The 16,239-nt window shown below is 38.4% G+C and carries 20 protein-coding genes; 7 read left to right on the top strand and 13 right to left on the bottom strand.

Annotated features, from left to right (window positions below):
* Window positions 1-92 precede the first annotated feature (92 nt).
* Both G413_RS0104050 and G413_RS0104055 read left to right on the top strand, forming a co-directional pair.
* Complete coding sequence (locus G413_RS0104050; RefSeq protein WP_022789653.1) at window positions 93-554, top strand: divergent PAP2 family protein; 462 nt, start codon at window positions 93-95, stop codon at window positions 552-554.
* 13 nt (window positions 555-567) lie between these two features.
* Window positions 568-816 (top strand): NifU family protein, encoded by a 249-nt coding sequence (locus G413_RS0104055; protein WP_022789654.1) that lies wholly within the window; start codon window positions 568-570, stop codon window positions 814-816.
* A gap of 446 nt (window positions 817-1,262) precedes the next feature.
* Here G413_RS0104055 and G413_RS0104060 read toward each other — a convergent pair whose 3' ends face one another.
* Window positions 1,263-2,003, bottom strand: coding sequence for an esterase family protein (locus G413_RS0104060; protein ID WP_022789655.1), 741 nt, complete (start codon window positions 2,001-2,003; stop codon window positions 1,263-1,265).
* Between the two features lie 102 nt (window positions 2,004-2,105).
* Here G413_RS0104060 and typA point away from each other — a divergent pair, with 102 nt between their 5' ends.
* A complete protein-coding gene (gene typA / locus G413_RS0104065; RefSeq protein WP_022789656.1) occupies window positions 2,106-3,935 on the top strand; it encodes a translational GTPase TypA in 1,830 nt (609 codons plus the stop codon).
* 68 nt (window positions 3,936-4,003) lie between these two features.
* Here typA and G413_RS0104070 read toward each other — a convergent pair whose 3' ends face one another.
* A complete protein-coding gene (locus tag G413_RS0104070) occupies window positions 4,004-4,561 on the bottom strand; it encodes an ECF transporter S component (RefSeq protein WP_022789657.1) in 558 nt (185 codons plus the stop codon).
* A 190-nt stretch (window positions 4,562-4,751) separates the two neighbouring features.
* A complete protein-coding gene (locus tag G413_RS0104075) occupies window positions 4,752-5,081 on the bottom strand; it encodes a cupin domain-containing protein (RefSeq protein WP_022789658.1) in 330 nt (109 codons plus the stop codon).
* 111 nt (window positions 5,082-5,192) lie between these two features.
* Here G413_RS0104075 and G413_RS10925 point away from each other — a divergent pair, with 111 nt between their 5' ends.
* On the top strand, window positions 5,193-5,825 hold the full coding sequence (locus tag G413_RS10925; protein WP_022789659.1) for a YczE/YyaS/YitT family protein: 633 nt from the start codon (window positions 5,193-5,195) through the stop codon (window positions 5,823-5,825).
* A gap of 5 nt (window positions 5,826-5,830) precedes the next feature.
* On the opposite strand, the gene G413_RS0104085 is transcribed toward G413_RS10925, so the two are convergent.
* The 6 genes from G413_RS0104085 to G413_RS0104110 form a co-directional block, all read right to left on the bottom strand.
* Complete coding sequence (locus tag G413_RS0104085; RefSeq protein ID WP_022789660.1) at window positions 5,831-6,148, bottom strand: rhodanese-like domain-containing protein; 318 nt, start codon at window positions 6,146-6,148, stop codon at window positions 5,831-5,833.
* The gene (locus G413_RS0104090; protein ID WP_022789661.1) at window positions 6,139-6,645 is read right to left on the bottom strand and encodes a GNAT family N-acetyltransferase; all 507 of its coding nucleotides are present in this window, start codon (window positions 6,643-6,645) and stop codon (window positions 6,139-6,141) included. Before G413_RS0104090 ends, G413_RS0104085 begins: the two co-directional genes overlap by 10 nt.
* 48 nt (window positions 6,646-6,693) lie before the next feature.
* Window positions 6,694-7,053: a hypothetical protein gene (locus G413_RS0104095; RefSeq protein WP_022789662.1), complete on the bottom strand. Its 360-nt coding sequence runs from the start codon at window positions 7,051-7,053 to the stop codon at window positions 6,694-6,696.
* Complete coding sequence (locus tag G413_RS0104100; RefSeq protein WP_022789663.1) at window positions 7,050-7,592, bottom strand: glutathione peroxidase; 543 nt, start codon at window positions 7,590-7,592, stop codon at window positions 7,050-7,052. Before G413_RS0104100 ends, G413_RS0104095 begins: the two co-directional genes overlap by 4 nt.
* 68 nt (window positions 7,593-7,660) lie before the next feature.
* Window positions 7,661-7,990 carry a YolD-like family protein gene (locus G413_RS0104105; protein WP_022789664.1) on the bottom strand — a complete coding sequence of 110 codons (330 nt, stop codon included), beginning with the start codon at window positions 7,988-7,990 and terminating at the stop codon, window positions 7,661-7,663.
* A complete protein-coding gene (locus G413_RS0104110; RefSeq protein ID WP_022789665.1) occupies window positions 7,987-9,249 on the bottom strand; it encodes a Y-family DNA polymerase in 1,263 nt (420 codons plus the stop codon). Before G413_RS0104110 ends, G413_RS0104105 begins: the two co-directional genes overlap by 4 nt.
* Window positions 9,250-9,381: 132 nt before the next feature.
* Here G413_RS0104110 and G413_RS0104115 point away from each other — a divergent pair, with 132 nt between their 5' ends.
* Both G413_RS0104115 and G413_RS0104120 read left to right on the top strand, forming a co-directional pair.
* Entirely contained in the window at window positions 9,382-9,975 is a 594-nt protein-coding gene (locus tag G413_RS0104115; protein WP_022789666.1) for a LexA family protein, read from the top strand.
* 60 nt (window positions 9,976-10,035) lie between these two features.
* Entirely contained in the window at window positions 10,036-11,970 is a 1,935-nt protein-coding gene (locus G413_RS0104120) for an NAD(+) synthase (RefSeq protein ID WP_022789667.1), read from the top strand.
* A gap of 23 nt (window positions 11,971-11,993) precedes the next feature.
* On the opposite strand, the gene G413_RS0104125 is transcribed toward G413_RS0104120, so the two are convergent.
* Window positions 11,994-12,839 (bottom strand): DegV family protein, encoded by an 846-nt coding sequence (locus G413_RS0104125; protein ID WP_022789668.1) that lies wholly within the window; start codon window positions 12,837-12,839, stop codon window positions 11,994-11,996.
* Between the two features lie 118 nt (window positions 12,840-12,957).
* Here G413_RS0104125 and G413_RS0104130 point away from each other — a divergent pair, with 118 nt between their 5' ends.
* Window positions 12,958-13,470: a DUF1836 domain-containing protein gene (locus tag G413_RS0104130; protein WP_027969042.1), complete on the top strand. Its 513-nt coding sequence runs from the start codon at window positions 12,958-12,960 to the stop codon at window positions 13,468-13,470.
* Between the two features lie 56 nt (window positions 13,471-13,526).
* Here G413_RS0104130 and G413_RS0104135 read toward each other — a convergent pair whose 3' ends face one another.
* From G413_RS0104135 to yihA, 3 genes are all read right to left on the bottom strand, one after another.
* Window positions 13,527-14,021 (bottom strand): nitroreductase family protein, encoded by a 495-nt coding sequence (locus G413_RS0104135; RefSeq protein ID WP_022789669.1) that lies wholly within the window; start codon window positions 14,019-14,021, stop codon window positions 13,527-13,529.
* Between the two features lie 2 nt (window positions 14,022-14,023).
* Entirely contained in the window at window positions 14,024-15,433 is a 1,410-nt protein-coding gene (locus tag G413_RS0104140) for an amidophosphoribosyltransferase (RefSeq protein ID WP_022789670.1), read from the bottom strand.
* Between the two features lie 233 nt (window positions 15,434-15,666).
* On the bottom strand, window positions 15,667-16,239 hold the full coding sequence (yihA, locus tag G413_RS0104145) for a ribosome biogenesis GTP-binding protein YihA/YsxC (RefSeq protein WP_022789671.1): 573 nt from the start codon (window positions 16,237-16,239) through the stop codon (window positions 15,667-15,669).

Here is a 16,239-nt window from a genome sequence, read left to right on the forward strand (position 1 = left end):
GTTATTGTACCTCCGTTATTCTACGAGCACATTATATCACGAAAAAAAGAATCTGTGATATAATACTAACGGTTTAGGAGTGAAAAAAGAGTATGTTTCCACAAGCTTTATTTCCCTTGTTTGTTGCCCTTTCCTGCAATCTGATTGCACAAGCGGCAAAAACAATCTTTTATTATTTAAAATCCGGAAAATGGGATTTACATTGGGTAGTTGCCAGCGGCGGTTTTCCAAGCTCCCATTCCAGTACGGTCACCGGTTTATCGATGGCTATCGGCATGCAGGAAGGATTTGATTCCACAATTTTTGCGGTAACCGCTGTATTCGCCTTTATCGTGATGTATGATGCCTGTCATGTGCGCTACTATTCCGGAAAAAATATCGAATTGACACAACAATTGATTAAAGATTTAAAAGACATGGAAGTACAGCTGGATAATCCAATATACGAAGAGCAGTTAAAATCTGTATTGGGTCATCGCTTTATAGAGGTCTTAGGTGGATTTGTCGTGGGACTGGTTTTCCCTCTTTTATTCATCCCTTTATTTTTAGGATAGGAAGTGAGACAGAATGTCAGAAGAAGTTGTAATGCCAGACATGAATCAAATCAATGCATGTCTTGATAAGATTCGCCCTTATATTCAACAAGATGGCGGAGATATTGAACTGATGGGTGTCGATGAAAACGCAATCGTTTATGTGGCTTTTCGCGGAGCCTGTGCCGGATGTATGATGGCAGCCGAAGATTTTTCTTCCGGTATCAAATTATTACTGATGGATGAAGTTCCCGGCATTCGCGATGTACTACTGATTGGATAAAGAAAGATGCTGATTTTGAAGCATCTTTTTTTTGCACATTTTGTCTAAATATTGCCAGGCAGAATAATAAATTCTTTCAAAAATCATAAACCTTGCATATTCAACACATAAAAGAAAGTTTGCGATCTATCGAGTGCATGTTATTCTGCTTTCTTTATAGGATGAAATCAAAGATATCTTAAAAAATACAGAAAAACAAACCTGAATGACTCCAGCACCCACTACCGTTGGAATAGGCAGGAAGAAAGTCTCATCATCATTGATGAACGAGGCATCAATCAAAAATATGGCTCATAGCAGCGCAACACAAAGCCATGAGAAGATCAAAGAAAAGCTCATATATTCTATTTTGAGTGCTGCACACAATATAAAAAAGACACAACTTACAAAATATATAAGTTATGTCATAGATAACTATCTGTTATTCATCAGTATTTACATGAAATCTATACCATCTTTGGCAAGAAATATCGCAGCATTACTTCCCACCAAGGCCAGTCATGATTCACATCATAACCCCAGAAATCAATCCAGGCATGAATACCTTTCTCATATAAGATCTTAGATAATTTCTGCAATGAGTTCTTACAAACATCTTCCCATGCACCCTGTCCAACCGTTAAGATAATCTGTGAATCATTGTATTTTTGAATATACGGATGCGATGGGTCCATACCAGTCAGATAAGCACATGGATCATTGTTGTAACAATTATCATCATAAACGCCATGGAAATACTCGTTCATATCATAAACACCACTAATTCCCAGCACCTTATCAAAGCGATCCGGAAATCTAAAAAATAAATTAGCCGCATGCGTGCCACCCATGCTGGCACCTAAAGTCATGCATTTTTCATCCTGTGGAAGTCCTGCCTTCCATAAAGCACTTGGTACAAGTTCTTCCATGATATATTGTACCCAGCATTCCTGCAGCCACATACGATGATGTGTATCTCCAAAAGAACTCCATGTTTCTTTATCAATGGAATCGACTGTACAAAACTGAATACGTCCTTCTTCAATCAAATCTTTGACCAGTTCAAACATACCACGATCTTCCCATTCAAAAAAACGTCCGTCCTGACAGGGAAAAACAAAACATAGTTTACCGGCATGCCCATACATCTTAAATTCCATAAATCGGTCCAAATAATGAGAATACTCTCGGAAATAACGAATCTGCATAATAAAACCTCTCTATTCCGGCCTCATTATAGCATAATCAATTGTCTTTTTAGCAACTCTGCATTATAATTGTTCTGTTTTTTACGGAAAGTGAGTGAACTTATGGCTGAAAAAGAAAAGATTTTAAATATAGCCGTCATTGCCCATGTCGATGCCGGTAAAAGTACATTAGTCGATGCCTTTTTAAGACAAAGTGATGTTTTTAGAGATAATGAAGAAGTTGTAGATTGTATTATGGACTCCAACGATCTGGAAAGAGAACGTGGAATCACAATCTATTCCAAAAACTGTTCTGTGATTCATAACGGTGTAAAGATCAATATCGTAGATACACCGGGACATGCGGATTTCTCCAGTGAAGTAGAGCGAATCATTCGTACGGTAGATACTGTTATCTTATTGGTTGATGCCAGTGAAGGTCCAATGCCGCAAACTCGTTTTGTGTTAAGCAAGGCTCTGGAAATCGGATTAAAGCCAATTTTATTGATCAATAAAATTGATAAAAATGATCAACGTGCCGAAGAAGTTGTCGATGAAGTTTATGAATTGTTCTTAGACTTAAACGCCAATGATGAACAATTGGATTTCCCTATCCTTTATGGAATTGCCCGCGAAGGAATCGTACAATACGATTTAAATACACCAAGCGAAAATATCGAACCTTTGTTTGATACCATTTTAAAACATTGTGATGTATATCCGGATTTAGATGATGAACCTTGTCGTATGCAGGTTTCAGCTCTGGCCTATGATGAATATATCGGACGCTTAGGTATTGGACGTATTTATTCTGGTGTTTTAAAACAAGGTTCTCCTTATATTCGTTGTAACCAGGATGGTCTTGAGAAAAAAGAAACCATCTCCAACTTATTCGTATATAAAGGACTCTCTCGAACAAACGTAAAAGAAGCCAGAAGTGGTGATATCGTTGTCGTAGCCGGAATGCCGGATATCAGTATCGGTGATACCATTTGTGATATCGATCATGTCGAACCCATGGATCATATTCCGATTGAGGAGCCCACGCTTTCTATGAACTTCCATGTCAACTCCAGTCCTTTTGCCGGACGCAGCGGAAAATATGTCACCAGCCGAAATATCAAGGAACGTCTGGAAAGAGAGTTGGAAGTCAACGTAGGCTTAAAAGTAGAGCCGACTGATAGTGCTGATTGTTTTAAAGTCTCCGGACGCGGTGAGCTGCACATCTCTATTCTGATTGAAAATATGCGCCGCGAAGGCTATGAATTAGCCATCAGTAAACCGGAGGTCATCTTACATCGAGATGAAAATGGTGTAAAAGTAGAACCAGTCGAAGAAGTTGTTTGTCTGGCACCGGAAGAGTATTCAGGAACTATCATCAACAAACTGAATCTTCGAAAAGGTGTGATGGAAAACATGGAAGAAGAAAACGGCTATGTCAAGATTACCTATCAAGTACCGACACGCGGATTGTTGGGATTTAGAAATGAATTCATCAACGATACTCACGGAGAAGGAACTTTAGTACGACGGATCTGCGGTTATGAACCATTTAAAGGTGAGATCGCCCAACGTATGCAAGGGGCTATGATCTCTACAGAAACAGGAACCGCAATGACGTATGGACTATGGAATCTGCAGGAAAGAGGACAGTTATTTATTGGCCCGCAGACAGAAGTCTATGAAGGTATGATCATTGGTGAATCTGCCAAGAATATCGATATGGATGTCAATCCTTTGAAGAATAAGAAGCTGACCGCCATTCGTTCCAGCGGACGTGATGAAGCCATGTTGTTGACACCGCCAAGAGTATTTTCTCTGGAAGAAGCTTTGGAATGGATCAATGATGACGAATTAGTAGAAGTGACACCCGATGCGATTCGCATCCGCAAAAAAGGACTTACAGCACAAGATCGTAGAGCTTTATATCGTGAAAAAATGGCACAAAAGTAAAAAAGAATCGGGTTCACCGATTCTTTTTTGTCGCAGATAAAGACGACTGTTTTAAATAATAGTCTCTTTTACATGGTCTGTGTTTTGGAAACTTTAGACAGTTTTTTAAATGGAACTACTTTTGTCTTATCTAAAGTAGCCATAATCATAGGGATCAAAATAAGCTGAACGACAATGCCCGGTATTGCGCTCAATAAAGCACCGTTGATCAACATCATAGCACTGACATTCGTAAATCCCATCAATAAGCAGGTGGCAAGAGCCCACACTACTCTTCCGGCAACCATAGAAATAAATAAGGCAATATAAAGTTGTTTGATACATTGCCATTTCGCATGACTGTAAACATAACCAATCACTCCGCCATATGTGGCCAGCTCAAAAGCCATGGCGATGGCCGTTGGAAATAATGGCGGCATGCCAAAAATCAAACTTCGCAATACTGGTAAAATCAATCCGAGACCCAGTCCGTACTCCCAGCCACACAATAATCCACATAAAAATACCGGGATATGCATCGGCAAAAGCATACTGCCGATTTGTGGAATCTGTCCTGTAAAAAATGGCAGTATAAACCCGATTGCCAAAAATAAAGCCGATAGTGTTACTTTTTGTATTGTTTTCATTCTGTTCTTTCCCCTTTCTTACTAAACAACACAAATTTTTGGATGCTCTATCCCACTCGGACAAAACAAAATCGATGTACAAGATTACTGTAGCATAACCAGTACACAATTAAAAATACCTATAAACTATAAATAATAACCAAAATGAATGTTTCCCATAAAAAAAAGCCCCTTTGGACTCTTCTGAACATTAATCTCTGGTGTTGATAATCAAAAATTTACAGTTCTGTTTTGCGATGATTCGATACTCTTGATCTGTTTCAATCAACAACGATTCTCCCTGACGAACGATATAAAGCTCTTTATTCTGTAAGGAAACTATTAAGGCTCCTTCCATACAAGTAATAAAGATGTCACGATCATCGGCCGGTAAGATCATCTCTCCATCATGCCATAGTGAATGCATGATCATTGAAAAATCAGGCGTATCTACAAACGTCTTTGTCAAAGACTGTCCCGGGCTGTACATCAGCATGTTCCGCAGCTGCACTGCCTCATTTTTTGGAAAATTTTTAATCATATTCATCCCTCCTCTTAAAAGGATAGACTGTTTCGGTCTTAAAAACAAGTTAAAAACCAGTTAATTCTAAACTAACCATTTTGTGCTAAAATACACAGGGGGAGGGATCTTATGGATTTTATCAAAAAATGGTTTTATTTTATCATTGGTGTTTTGATCAATTCTTTCGGTATCGCTTTGATTACAAAGGGAGCTTTAGGAACATCGCCTATTTCCAGTGTTCCTTATGTGCTATCCTTACAATTCCCTTCGTTTTCTTTTGGGATGACCACTTTTTTAATCAATTCACTTTTCATCCTTGTGCAAATCATCTTGCTCAAGAAAAATTTTAAGCCACTGCAATTCTTGCAATTTGGTGTCAATATTCTCTTTAGCAGTTTCATTGATTTTAGTATGAGCCTGCTTTCCTTTTTAGAGCTTTCCAACATTTGGATGCAGATGCTCACTTTGCTTCTTGGCTGTCTGGTTCTAGCTATAGGTATTAATTTTGAAGTTGCGCCTAAAATCATGTTTGTGCCCGGCGAAGGTGCCGTACAAGCCATTTCCGATACATTTCATACGAATTTCGGTAGAACAAAGGTCGCATTTGATACCACACTAATGGGTATCGCACTCTTACTATCTTTTCTATTCTTTGGACATCTAAACGGTTTGGGCATTGGAACCATTATTTCCGCATTGATTGTCGGTTTATTTGTCAATGGTGTACGAAATATTCTTCACTTAGAACAAAAGTTTTCCTGATTCGCTTATTTTTCCAGCTTACCATGATAGTTTTCAATACCGCCAATGTTTGTTACGTCAAGATAACCGGCTTTTTTCATCTGTCGAACAGCTCGGCTGCTTCTGGCTCCACTTCGACAATAAACAAAGACCGGAGTTTTTTTATCCGGTATCTTTTCCAAAACCTGATTCAAAGAAGCTAAATCGATATTTATACTTTCAGGAATATGTCCCTGCGCATATTCCTGGGCCGTTCTTACATCTAAAAGAATTCCGTTTTTTGCCATTTTATAAACTTCAACTCCGGCATCAATATCAATTTGAAATAAGTTTTTTAATTGCATGGTTGTGCCTCCAATCTTTTGATAAAAAAGCGATCCATTTTACTATGAACTATACAGGCAGGACGCTCTATTTCCTGAAAGCCTCGTTTTCTGTATAAGGCTATAGCCGGTTTTAATATCGAATGTGTTTCCAAATACAACATCTCATACCCTTTTTGAACCGCTTCCTGCTCTACCATTTCCAACAACCGATATCCCCATCCTTTATTTCTGGCTTCCGGACATAAATAACACTTTTGGATTTCTAGGCAGTTGGGAAAATACACAAAGCGCTCCAGGCCTATACCACCCATCACTTTTTGATTTGCCTCCAAAACCCAATACCACCGGTTTTCTTTTTGATAATACTGGCTTAAATGATCCAGATTTTCATCAAAATATGCCGTACCCGGCTGATCTAAATGCACACTTTTCAGACTATTTCGAATGATTTTTGCTAAAACCAAATCATCCTGTGGCTGTATTTTTCGTATCTTAACATTTTTCTGTTTCAACATGCTTTTAGTATAACAGATATTTCAATCAAAAATGCTTATCGTAAAAACTTATGGTGTCAGCCAACGATTTACAACATAGAACATAAAACCATATAGAATACACATTCCCAAAACAAGAAGAATTAACAGCCAATACTCTCCATCTATTCTTCCATGCATCAAATAGAAAAGGGATGCGATTCCTATTCCCAGATAAAATGCTAAATGAAGACACAAGAACTCCGTCTGATAAATTCTTCTCAGAAACCATCCTAAATATATATGCTGCAATAAGCTTATCATAACGATCCATAGTACAAGCCAGAGAAAACATTTCGGTACCGGGTGATCAGCACCGGCATAAAAGACCGATAAATTTAAAACCAAAAACAAGAATGTTTCTATCCACTGCAGTGTTTTTTGCTTCATAATAATTTCTGTATCTCTTCTTTGATTAGATCCATTTTTTCTGTTGGTTCAAAGCGAGCAACGACATGACCTTGACGATCTACCAAAAACTTTGTGAAATTCCATTTAATATCCGGATTCTTTTTGTAATCTTTATCTATTTTCTTTAACATCACATTCATGGCTATTGCCTTAACACCTTTTCCAAACCCCTTAAAGTCTTGTTGTGATTTTAAGTAGGCATACAAAGGCAATTGATTAGGTCCATTCACATCCGATTTTTTCATCTGTGGAAACTGTGTATTGTATTTCAATGTGCAGAATTGATGAATTTCTTCATCACTTTCAGGTGCCTGATTGGCAAACTGGTTACAAGGTATATCTAAAATTTCCAAACCTTTCTCATGAAATTCCTCATACATCGACTCAAGATCTTTATATTGTGGTGTAAAACCACAACCTGTTGCCGTATTCACAATTAAGATCACTTTCCCTTTCCACTCATCTAATTTGAAAATTCTGCCTTCTCCTGTTTCCAGTATATAATCATAAATGCTCATGGCATTTCCTCCTTCTTTGATTGGAAAGAATTATAGGCTATCCAATCTATACAAACAAGAAATATGCACTATTCCTCACAAGCCTTTTCCTCAATCTCTATTTCAACGATTTGATCTAAATCAATTTTTTCTTTTACGATCTGTATATATCGTACTTCCAAATCAATCTTAGTGAGCATTCCGGTTTTTTGAATATATTCTTTTCCATCATAATAGATGATTTTGATAATATCCCCTTGTTGCACTTCATGAATTTGTTGATCCAGCATCTCTAAATCATCTTCTGACAATTCTCGTTTTTCGACAACGATTCGCTCTTTTTCATTCAAAAGCTCTCGGAAGCCCTTTAAGGCATCAAAGGCCTGAAAAATATATGCTCTTTGTTGCCGGGGCATCATGCCTTATGACCGCCAATCGTCTGATTTCTGTATTTTGCCGTTGCCTGATCTAAACCACTAATTCCTTTAAGTACCGCATTTTTACCAAACCGGTCGCGAATCTGTACCAATGTCTGCTGAAGTTTTCTTTCCTGTAAAACTTTTTCTGTATCGGTAAACAAATCATATTGTTCATATTTTTCATCTCGCACATGGCCTAATGTAATGGCAATTTGACGAATCGGCGCTGTTCGATCAGTAATTCTTTGATACAACAAGACAAACTCTTTCCTCAATAAAGAATAGGAATTGGTTCGATTGGTGATAGCACAAGATCCGCGACTGGCCTTGCGCACATCCTTTGAATAACCGATGAACAAACCGATATGGTCAGTAACCAGATGTCGTTGTGTCAAAACAAGAACATTGGCATCCACCATCTCTTTTAAGATAATCAAAGCATCCTCATAATTATAGTCTTTAAAAAGGATCTGACTGTTGGATATGGAATTCGAGCGCGGCTGGTATGCTTTGATATCTTGAATTTCCACACATTCTTTTCCCCAGGCGTGATCGATCAAAATCTCGGCATTTACCCCAAACTCCTTGTATAAGATCTCCGGTGGACATTTGGTCACCTGCCACAAATCATGAATTCCCAATCGATGTAATCGCTTAGAAATTCCCTGTCCTATCATCCAAAAATCACTTAATGGCTGATGATGCCACAATGTTCTATAAAAGGTTTCTTCATCCAGAATGCCTATATTATCCGGTGCATGTTTCGCTGTAATATCCAGGGCCACCTTTGCCAAAAACAAATTGTTTCCAATACCGGCTGCCGATGTTATACCTGTCTGCTCATATACATCCGCAATGATTTTTTTAGCCAGCTTAGGTGCTGTTGTCTGATACAGATCTAGATAGGAGGTCACATCAAAAAAGGATTCATCGATAGAATATACGACAATATCATCCGGCGAAATATATTTTAGAAAAATCCCATAGATCTTTGCGGCATACTCCATATATAAGTGCATGCGTGGCGGTGCTATTTTATAAGAAATATTCTTAGGAATCTGGAAGATCCGTCCACGACTTGGTACGCCTAATTTTTTAATAGCCGGTGTTGCAGCTAAAGTAATGGCTCCGCCGCCCCGATCGGGATCGGCCACCACTAAATTGACTTGAAAAGGATCCAGTCCTCTTTCTACACATTCCACAGAGGCATAAAACGATTTAAAATCAATGCACAAATATTGTTTTTGTTTGTTCTTCATCGAATCACCATTGTCATAGTAACGATTTAATTTCCTAAATTCAAGATAGATTTGGGAATTTTTAACTTTTTTTATTCTTTTATTTCGCAAAATATAGATTTTTTTGTTATGATATAAGCACGGAGGAATACTATGCGTTTAAAAGAACTTTTGATTCAATACGAACTACAGAATGATTTGAATCATACAGCCATGGCTCAAAAGATCGGCGTTTCTACTTCCACCTATTATCGATGGATCAATGAAGAAAGCACCGAATTAAAGAAAACAACGCTTAAAAAAATTGCTCAAGTCTTAGATTGTGACATCGAAAAAGTTCTCAATGATGATGGCGAGTGTGTCAAACCTATTTTAGGCTTTGCCAAGGCTGGATATGATTTATTTGCCGAGCAGCAGATTGAAGGATATATTGAAGTCAATGCCAGCGATGCCAAAAAAGGCGATTATTTTTTACGCATTCAAGGCGATTCCATGGAAGGTTCGCACATTTACGATGGTGATCTTGTCTATGTACAAAAATGTGATGTAGTAGAAGATGGAAAAATCGCAGTTGTGCTGATTGGTGAAGAAGCCACAGTCAAAAAAGTTCGCTATAAAAAGAATCTCATGATTTTAGAAGCTTCCAACCCTAAATATGAGCCTAAATACTTTACCCCTCAGGAAATTGAAGAAATTCCTGTTCGTATTTTAGGGCGGGTTCGCTTTGTACGGACGGACTTTGACTAACAAAACCTTTTTTTTGATCGGGTTATTTACTATACTAGAACTAATGAAAAGAGTGTGACTATGAAACGATTTCAATATTATAAAGTGGCTGCCTGTTCTCCATCGGTAGCCATTGGTGATCCGCAAGCCAATGTACGATCGATTCTTACGGTTTTAAAGCAACTGCCTGCAGACACCCAATGTGCCGTATTTCCCGAACTTTGTATCAGCGGTTATACATGTCAGGATCTTTTTTATGAAGATTTGTTATTAAGAGAAAGTAAAAGTGCCCTGGAAGAGCTGGTACAAAACATTCCTGACAATCAGGTCGTCATTGTAGGACTTCCCCTTGCCATTGATGACAAATTGTATAACTGTGCTGCAGTATGCTTTAACCAGGAAGTATTAGGCATCTATGTGAAAACATATGTGCCGATGTATAACGAATACTATGAAAAGCGATGGTTTTCCAGTGCCAAGGATCTCAAGAAAAATGCGACCATTCATCTTTGTGGAAAAGAAGTACCGGTATCCAATCAAATTGTGTTTAAAGATAAGACAACTGCCGCCTGTATCGGTGTGGAAATCTGTGAAGATCTATGGGTAACGATCCCCGTCAGTTCCCGCCTTGCCTTAGCCGGTGCCAATATTCTTTGTAACTGCAGCGCTTCTAACGAAATTATCGCCAAACAAAGCTATCGAAAAGATCTGGTTGTGCATCAAAGTGCTGCTTGTTACAGCGGTTATGTCTATGCCAGTGCCGGCCCGGATGAAAGCAGCAGCGATTTGGTCTTTAGCGGACACAATCTGATTGCGGAAAACGGCAGTCTTTTAGCTGAAAAGACAATGCAGGATACAAGCGAATTTATCATCGGTGAAATTGATCTTCAGCATCTTTTACACGATCGGATGCATTTTAAAACGAGTATGGAAGAAAAAGAAGAGAGCACACTGGTCATCTCTTTTGCCAGCAAGCCTATAGATACAATTGATTTAAAACGCACTATAGATGCCTATCCTTTTGTTCCTAAACAGATGGAACAACGCATGGAACGCTGCCAGGATATTCTGCGTATTCAGGCACAGGGCCTGGCAACCCGTTTAAAGAAAATTCACGGAAACAGTGTTGTCATCGGTATCAGCGGCGGATTGGACTCAACCCTGGCTTTATTAGTGTGCCATGAAGCTTTTAAGATCTGTCAGTTGGATCCTGCCGGAATTCATGCGGTTACTATGCCTGGTTTTGGTACGACAGACCGCACAAAAAACAATTCTCATACACTGATGCAGTTGTTACAGGTTTCCCGTGAAGAGATTTCAATAGCCGATGCAGTTTATCAACATTTTAAAGATATTGGCCACGATATAAATCAGCATGATATTACCTACGAAAACTCACAGGCCAGAGAACGAACACAAATTCTTATGGATCTAGCCAATAAATACAATGGATTTGTTATCGGAACCGGCGATTTAAGTGAACTGGCACTTGGCTGGTGTACATATAATGGTGATCATATGAGTATGTATGCCGTCAATGCCAGCGTTCCTAAAACATTAGTTCGCTATATTGTGGAAAGCTTTGCCCTTAAAGCAAAAAAAGAAGGAAACCAAGCGCTTTGTGACGTATTAATGGATATTTGTGATACCCCGGTATCTCCTGAGCTATTACCACCGGATGAGAAAGGAAACATCCAACAAAAAACAGAGGAAGTACTCGGTTCCTACGATCTGCATGATTTCTTCTTATATCACATGTTGCGTTTTCATGAAGAACCACAAAAGATCTATGCACTTTGCCTTACAGCGTTTCCATCCATCAAAAAAGAAACGATACAGAAAGCTCTGCAAACTTTCTATTCTCGTTTCTTTGCACAACAGTTCAAACGAAACTGTATGCCGGATGGTGTCAAAGTCGGCTCCATTTGCTTCTCGCCTAGAGGTGATTGGCGCATGCCAAGTGATGCCAGCCGCAATTTATGGCTCTCACAAACAAAAGCGATCCAGAACGATTAAATCTGGGTCGCTTTCTTTTATATTTATCTTTCAATCTTTAACATCTGTACCGCAATACAACCTGGTCCACCTTGCGTAATAAACGTCGGTGATAATGGAGAAATGATGATTTTTGCCTCTGGATATTTTGCCTTTAGTTTCTTTTGTGTTTCAAAAGCCAACTCATCATTAAAAGCATGCGTAATAAAGAAAGTATAATTCTCATCAACATGTTTCTTATCACATTCTTCCAAAATTGATTTTAAAGCTCTCGTATATGTTCGTGTTACTGTAAATTTGACTAAAGCTTTTCCGTCATCTTGTTTTTGCATCACGGGTATAAGTTTCAACAAGCCACCAAGTCCGGCTTCAATTTGACGAACACGTCCTCCCCGAAGCAAAAACTGAAAATCAAAAGGAATTAAAAACGATAAATCACTTTCTCTGGATTTCTCCAACATAGACAATACTTGTTCCAAAGAAGCGCCTTCTGCCTTCATTTTTACAGCTTCATCCACCAACAGGCGATGAGGTCCACAAAGTGTCATGGAATTAAAGATATGAATTCTTTCCGGATGCTCACATTGCTCTTTTGCCAGCATCGCATTTTCGTAAGTACCGCTTAAACCATCGGCCATGGTAATATCCAATACTTCCCCATCTTTAGTCAGTTCATTATAGGTATCGATCTTATCTCCAATAGAAGGCTGCGATGTGCTGGGAACTTTCTTTTGTTTGATAAGCGTTAAAAGACGGGTACTGGTAATATCTTCAAAATCTCTATAGCTTTCTCCATCAATATTGACATGAAGCGGACAAACACGTATCCCCTTCTTTTGTCCCTCCTGAATGGAATATAGTGTCGATGAATCTGTAACAATATGAAACATTTAAAAATCCTCCTTGGACAACTCTATCATTAAAGTATCACTTATAGTTTTTAAAGTCAATATATCTAGTTTTTAAAACTAGTTTGATTAGTTATTATAATTGTGTTACACTTCTTCCATGGAGCAAAAAGAAAACATTCAAAAAAAACTCATTGCGTTTCGATGTCCCCGATGGAAAGATCTTCCGGACTTTGATTTATACATGGATCAGGTTGTTTTGTGGATCACACAAAAGCTGGAGCCCTTATATTTTAATCAGGAAAAAATCTTAACCAACAGCATGGTCAACAATTATGTTAAAAACAGTATTGTTGATCCACCTGTAAAAAAACACTATACATCGAAGCATCTGGCATATTTAATTGTCGTTTGTATTTTGAAGCGTTGTTACACATTATCCGAAATTGCCGGATTGATCGATATTCAGGCAAAAATTCCGGGATCGAACTATAAAGCGGCTTATGATAAGTTTTCGACTTACTTTGAAATTTACCTGCATGAAGTCATGAGAAAAGGAAATTTAGATTCCATTCATTCTAAATATCATTCAAAAGAAGAAGAACTCTTATGTAATGTGGTATCTTCTATTGTTTTAAAAATCTATACAGAATATTATTTGTTGGACCAATAACGCTATAACTAGAAGTTACTGGTTCTTTTTTTGTAGGATCGCAGAAAAAAAGACACTCAAAGTCTGAGTATCTTTTCCTCATTCCATTTATCTTTTACTGGTGGATTTTGATTTGGGATACCAAAGGCAAGGATCCATAACGGAAGAATATGCTCCGGTAAGTCGATGACTTCTTTTATTTTTTCGATTCTGTCCTGGTTAGGATATCCACCCATCCAACAAGATCCGATACCTGATTCTTTGGCCTGCACCAACATATTTTGGGTAGCTGCCGCACAATCTTGTTGACAATAATCCGTACTGGGATTGATTGATAAATCCGCACAAACCACAATCGCAAGTGTGGCGGTTTGTAAAGGAGAAGCATAAGGAGAAAACTCCTGCAGTTGACGAATCAGACTTTCCTTTTCGATCACCACAAAATACCAAGGTTGAAGGTTTCGTGCCGAAGGTGCACAAAATCCAGCTTTTAAGATGGCATTGACTTGTTCCTGTGTCAATGTTTGATTAGTGAACTGACGAACACTCGTGCGCTCGTATATCGCATTCATGGCTATTCCTCTCCGTCCCAACAATAGGTACAAAGCTTACATTTTGGCAAACCGATAGATTCAATCATATCATCTAAACGATGGTAACGAAGCGAAGTAAACTTAGAGCGTTTGCGAATCTCTTCGCACATATTTTGATAACGTTCACTGTCTGGATCTGCATATTCTTTTAATACTTCATCACTGACATTTTCACCTTCCAGATCCTTGATGACACGTCTTGTGATCAGATCCATTTCCGAACTAGAGCGTGAAAAATTTAAATATTTACATCCATACATGATTGGTGGACAGGCGGGACGTACATGTACTTCTTTAGCGCCTGACTGATAAAGAAAATCTGTTGTTTCTCCCAGTTGGGTTCCACGAACGATCGAATCATCAATCAACAACAATTTTTTATCTTTGATCAGCTCCTGCACCGGAATCAGCTTCATTTTGGCAATCATATTTCTTTGTGACTGGCTGGTTGGCATAAAGCTTCGAGGCCAGGTTGGTGTATATTTGATAAACGGCCTGGAGAATGGTATTTTTGTCGCATTTGAATAACCTACCGCATGGGCGATTCCACTATCCGGAACACCGGCTACGCTGTCAACTTCGACATTTGTATCTCTTGTTGATAAAATTTCCCCGCAACGATTGCGCATGCATTCTACATTGACACCCTCATAAGTACTGGTCGGATAACCATAATATACCCATAAGAACGAACAAATCTTCATTTCTTCCCCGGCTTCTTGTTTTACTTCCACACCATTAGGCGTCATATACAAAATTTCACCAGGACCCATATCTTTGTAGTGATGATATCCTAAGTTTAAAAAGGCACTGCTTTCAAAGGTTGCACAATATCCCGTTTCTTTTTCACCGATAATAATAGGGGTACGACCAACCTTATCACGTGCACAATAAATACCGGATTTTGTCAGGATCAATATGCTCATACTGCCTTCTACAACATCCTGCACATAACGTAAACCTTCCACTAAACTGGCCTTTTGATTGATCAAGGCTGCCACTAATTCTGTTGGATTAATGCCACCTGTACTCATTTCAAAGAAATGTGTCATTCCATTTTGAAAACAGCTTTCTTTCAATTCTTCCAGATTGTTGATACGACCTACGGTAGTAATCGCAAAACTTCCTAAATGAGAATGAACCAGTAATGGCTGTGATTCAAAATCTGAAATACAGCCAATTCCCAAACCACCTTCAAACTGATCTAAATCTTTATCAAATTTAGTACGAAACGGGCTGTTTTCTATATTGTGAATGGCTCTGTTAAAACCATTCTTTCCATATACAGCCATACCAGCACGACGTGTCCCTAAGTGTGAATGGTAATCTGTACCAAAAAACAAATCTAAAACACAACTTTTTTTTGAAGCTACCCCGAAAAATCCACTCATAACGTTCTCCTTTTTTAAAAATGTATTATCAGTGTAACACAGTTTTTATATTTCAGACAATCGAAGTTTAAAAAGTACAATACACTGTTAAAAGATTACAATCATAAAAGAATTGATTTTACATTGATCTGTCTTGGATTTTGAATTTAACAATCTGTATTTCATTATTCGTTTCCTTTACACCTGAAATGGATCGTGTAATAAAAAAAGACTCTCTGGAAACTCCAAAGAATCTATTGAATTTGATGGATAATGGCTTGATAAACTTCATCAAAGCCAATTTTTTCGGTACTGCTGATACCATAAATGTTTTTTAATGGCAATTGCAGCTTCTGCGAAATATTTTTTAACGCTTTGACTCGCTTTGTCTTAGGAATCTTATCGATTTTAGTAGCTACCAACAAGATCGGCATCTGTAAGGATTTAAAATATTCGATCATATCCAGATCATCGTTTGTCGGATCATGTCTGGCATCGACAAGTTGAATCGCAAGCTTTAGCTGCTCTCTCTGGGAAAAATAATCTTCCATCATCTTTCCCATCTTCTTCAACATTTCCTTGGACATACGAGCGTATCCATAGCCTGGTACATCCACTAACATCCAAGTACCGTCAATATCAAAGAAATTGATCAAGCGTGTCTTTCCGGGTGTATTTCCTACATAGGCAAGCCGCTTGCGATTGGTCAGTGCATTGATAAAGGAGCTTTTCCCAACGTTACTTCGGCCTACGACTACAACTTCCGGAAGGTTGGAATCTGGCCATTGTTCCTTTTCAACGGCACTGATAACAAATGTCGCCTGCAT

The sequence above is a fragment of the Faecalicoccus pleomorphus DSM 20574 genome, from assembly GCF_000420345.1.
Lineage (GTDB): Bacteria > Bacillota_I > Bacilli_A > Erysipelotrichales > Erysipelotrichaceae > Faecalicoccus > Faecalicoccus pleomorphus.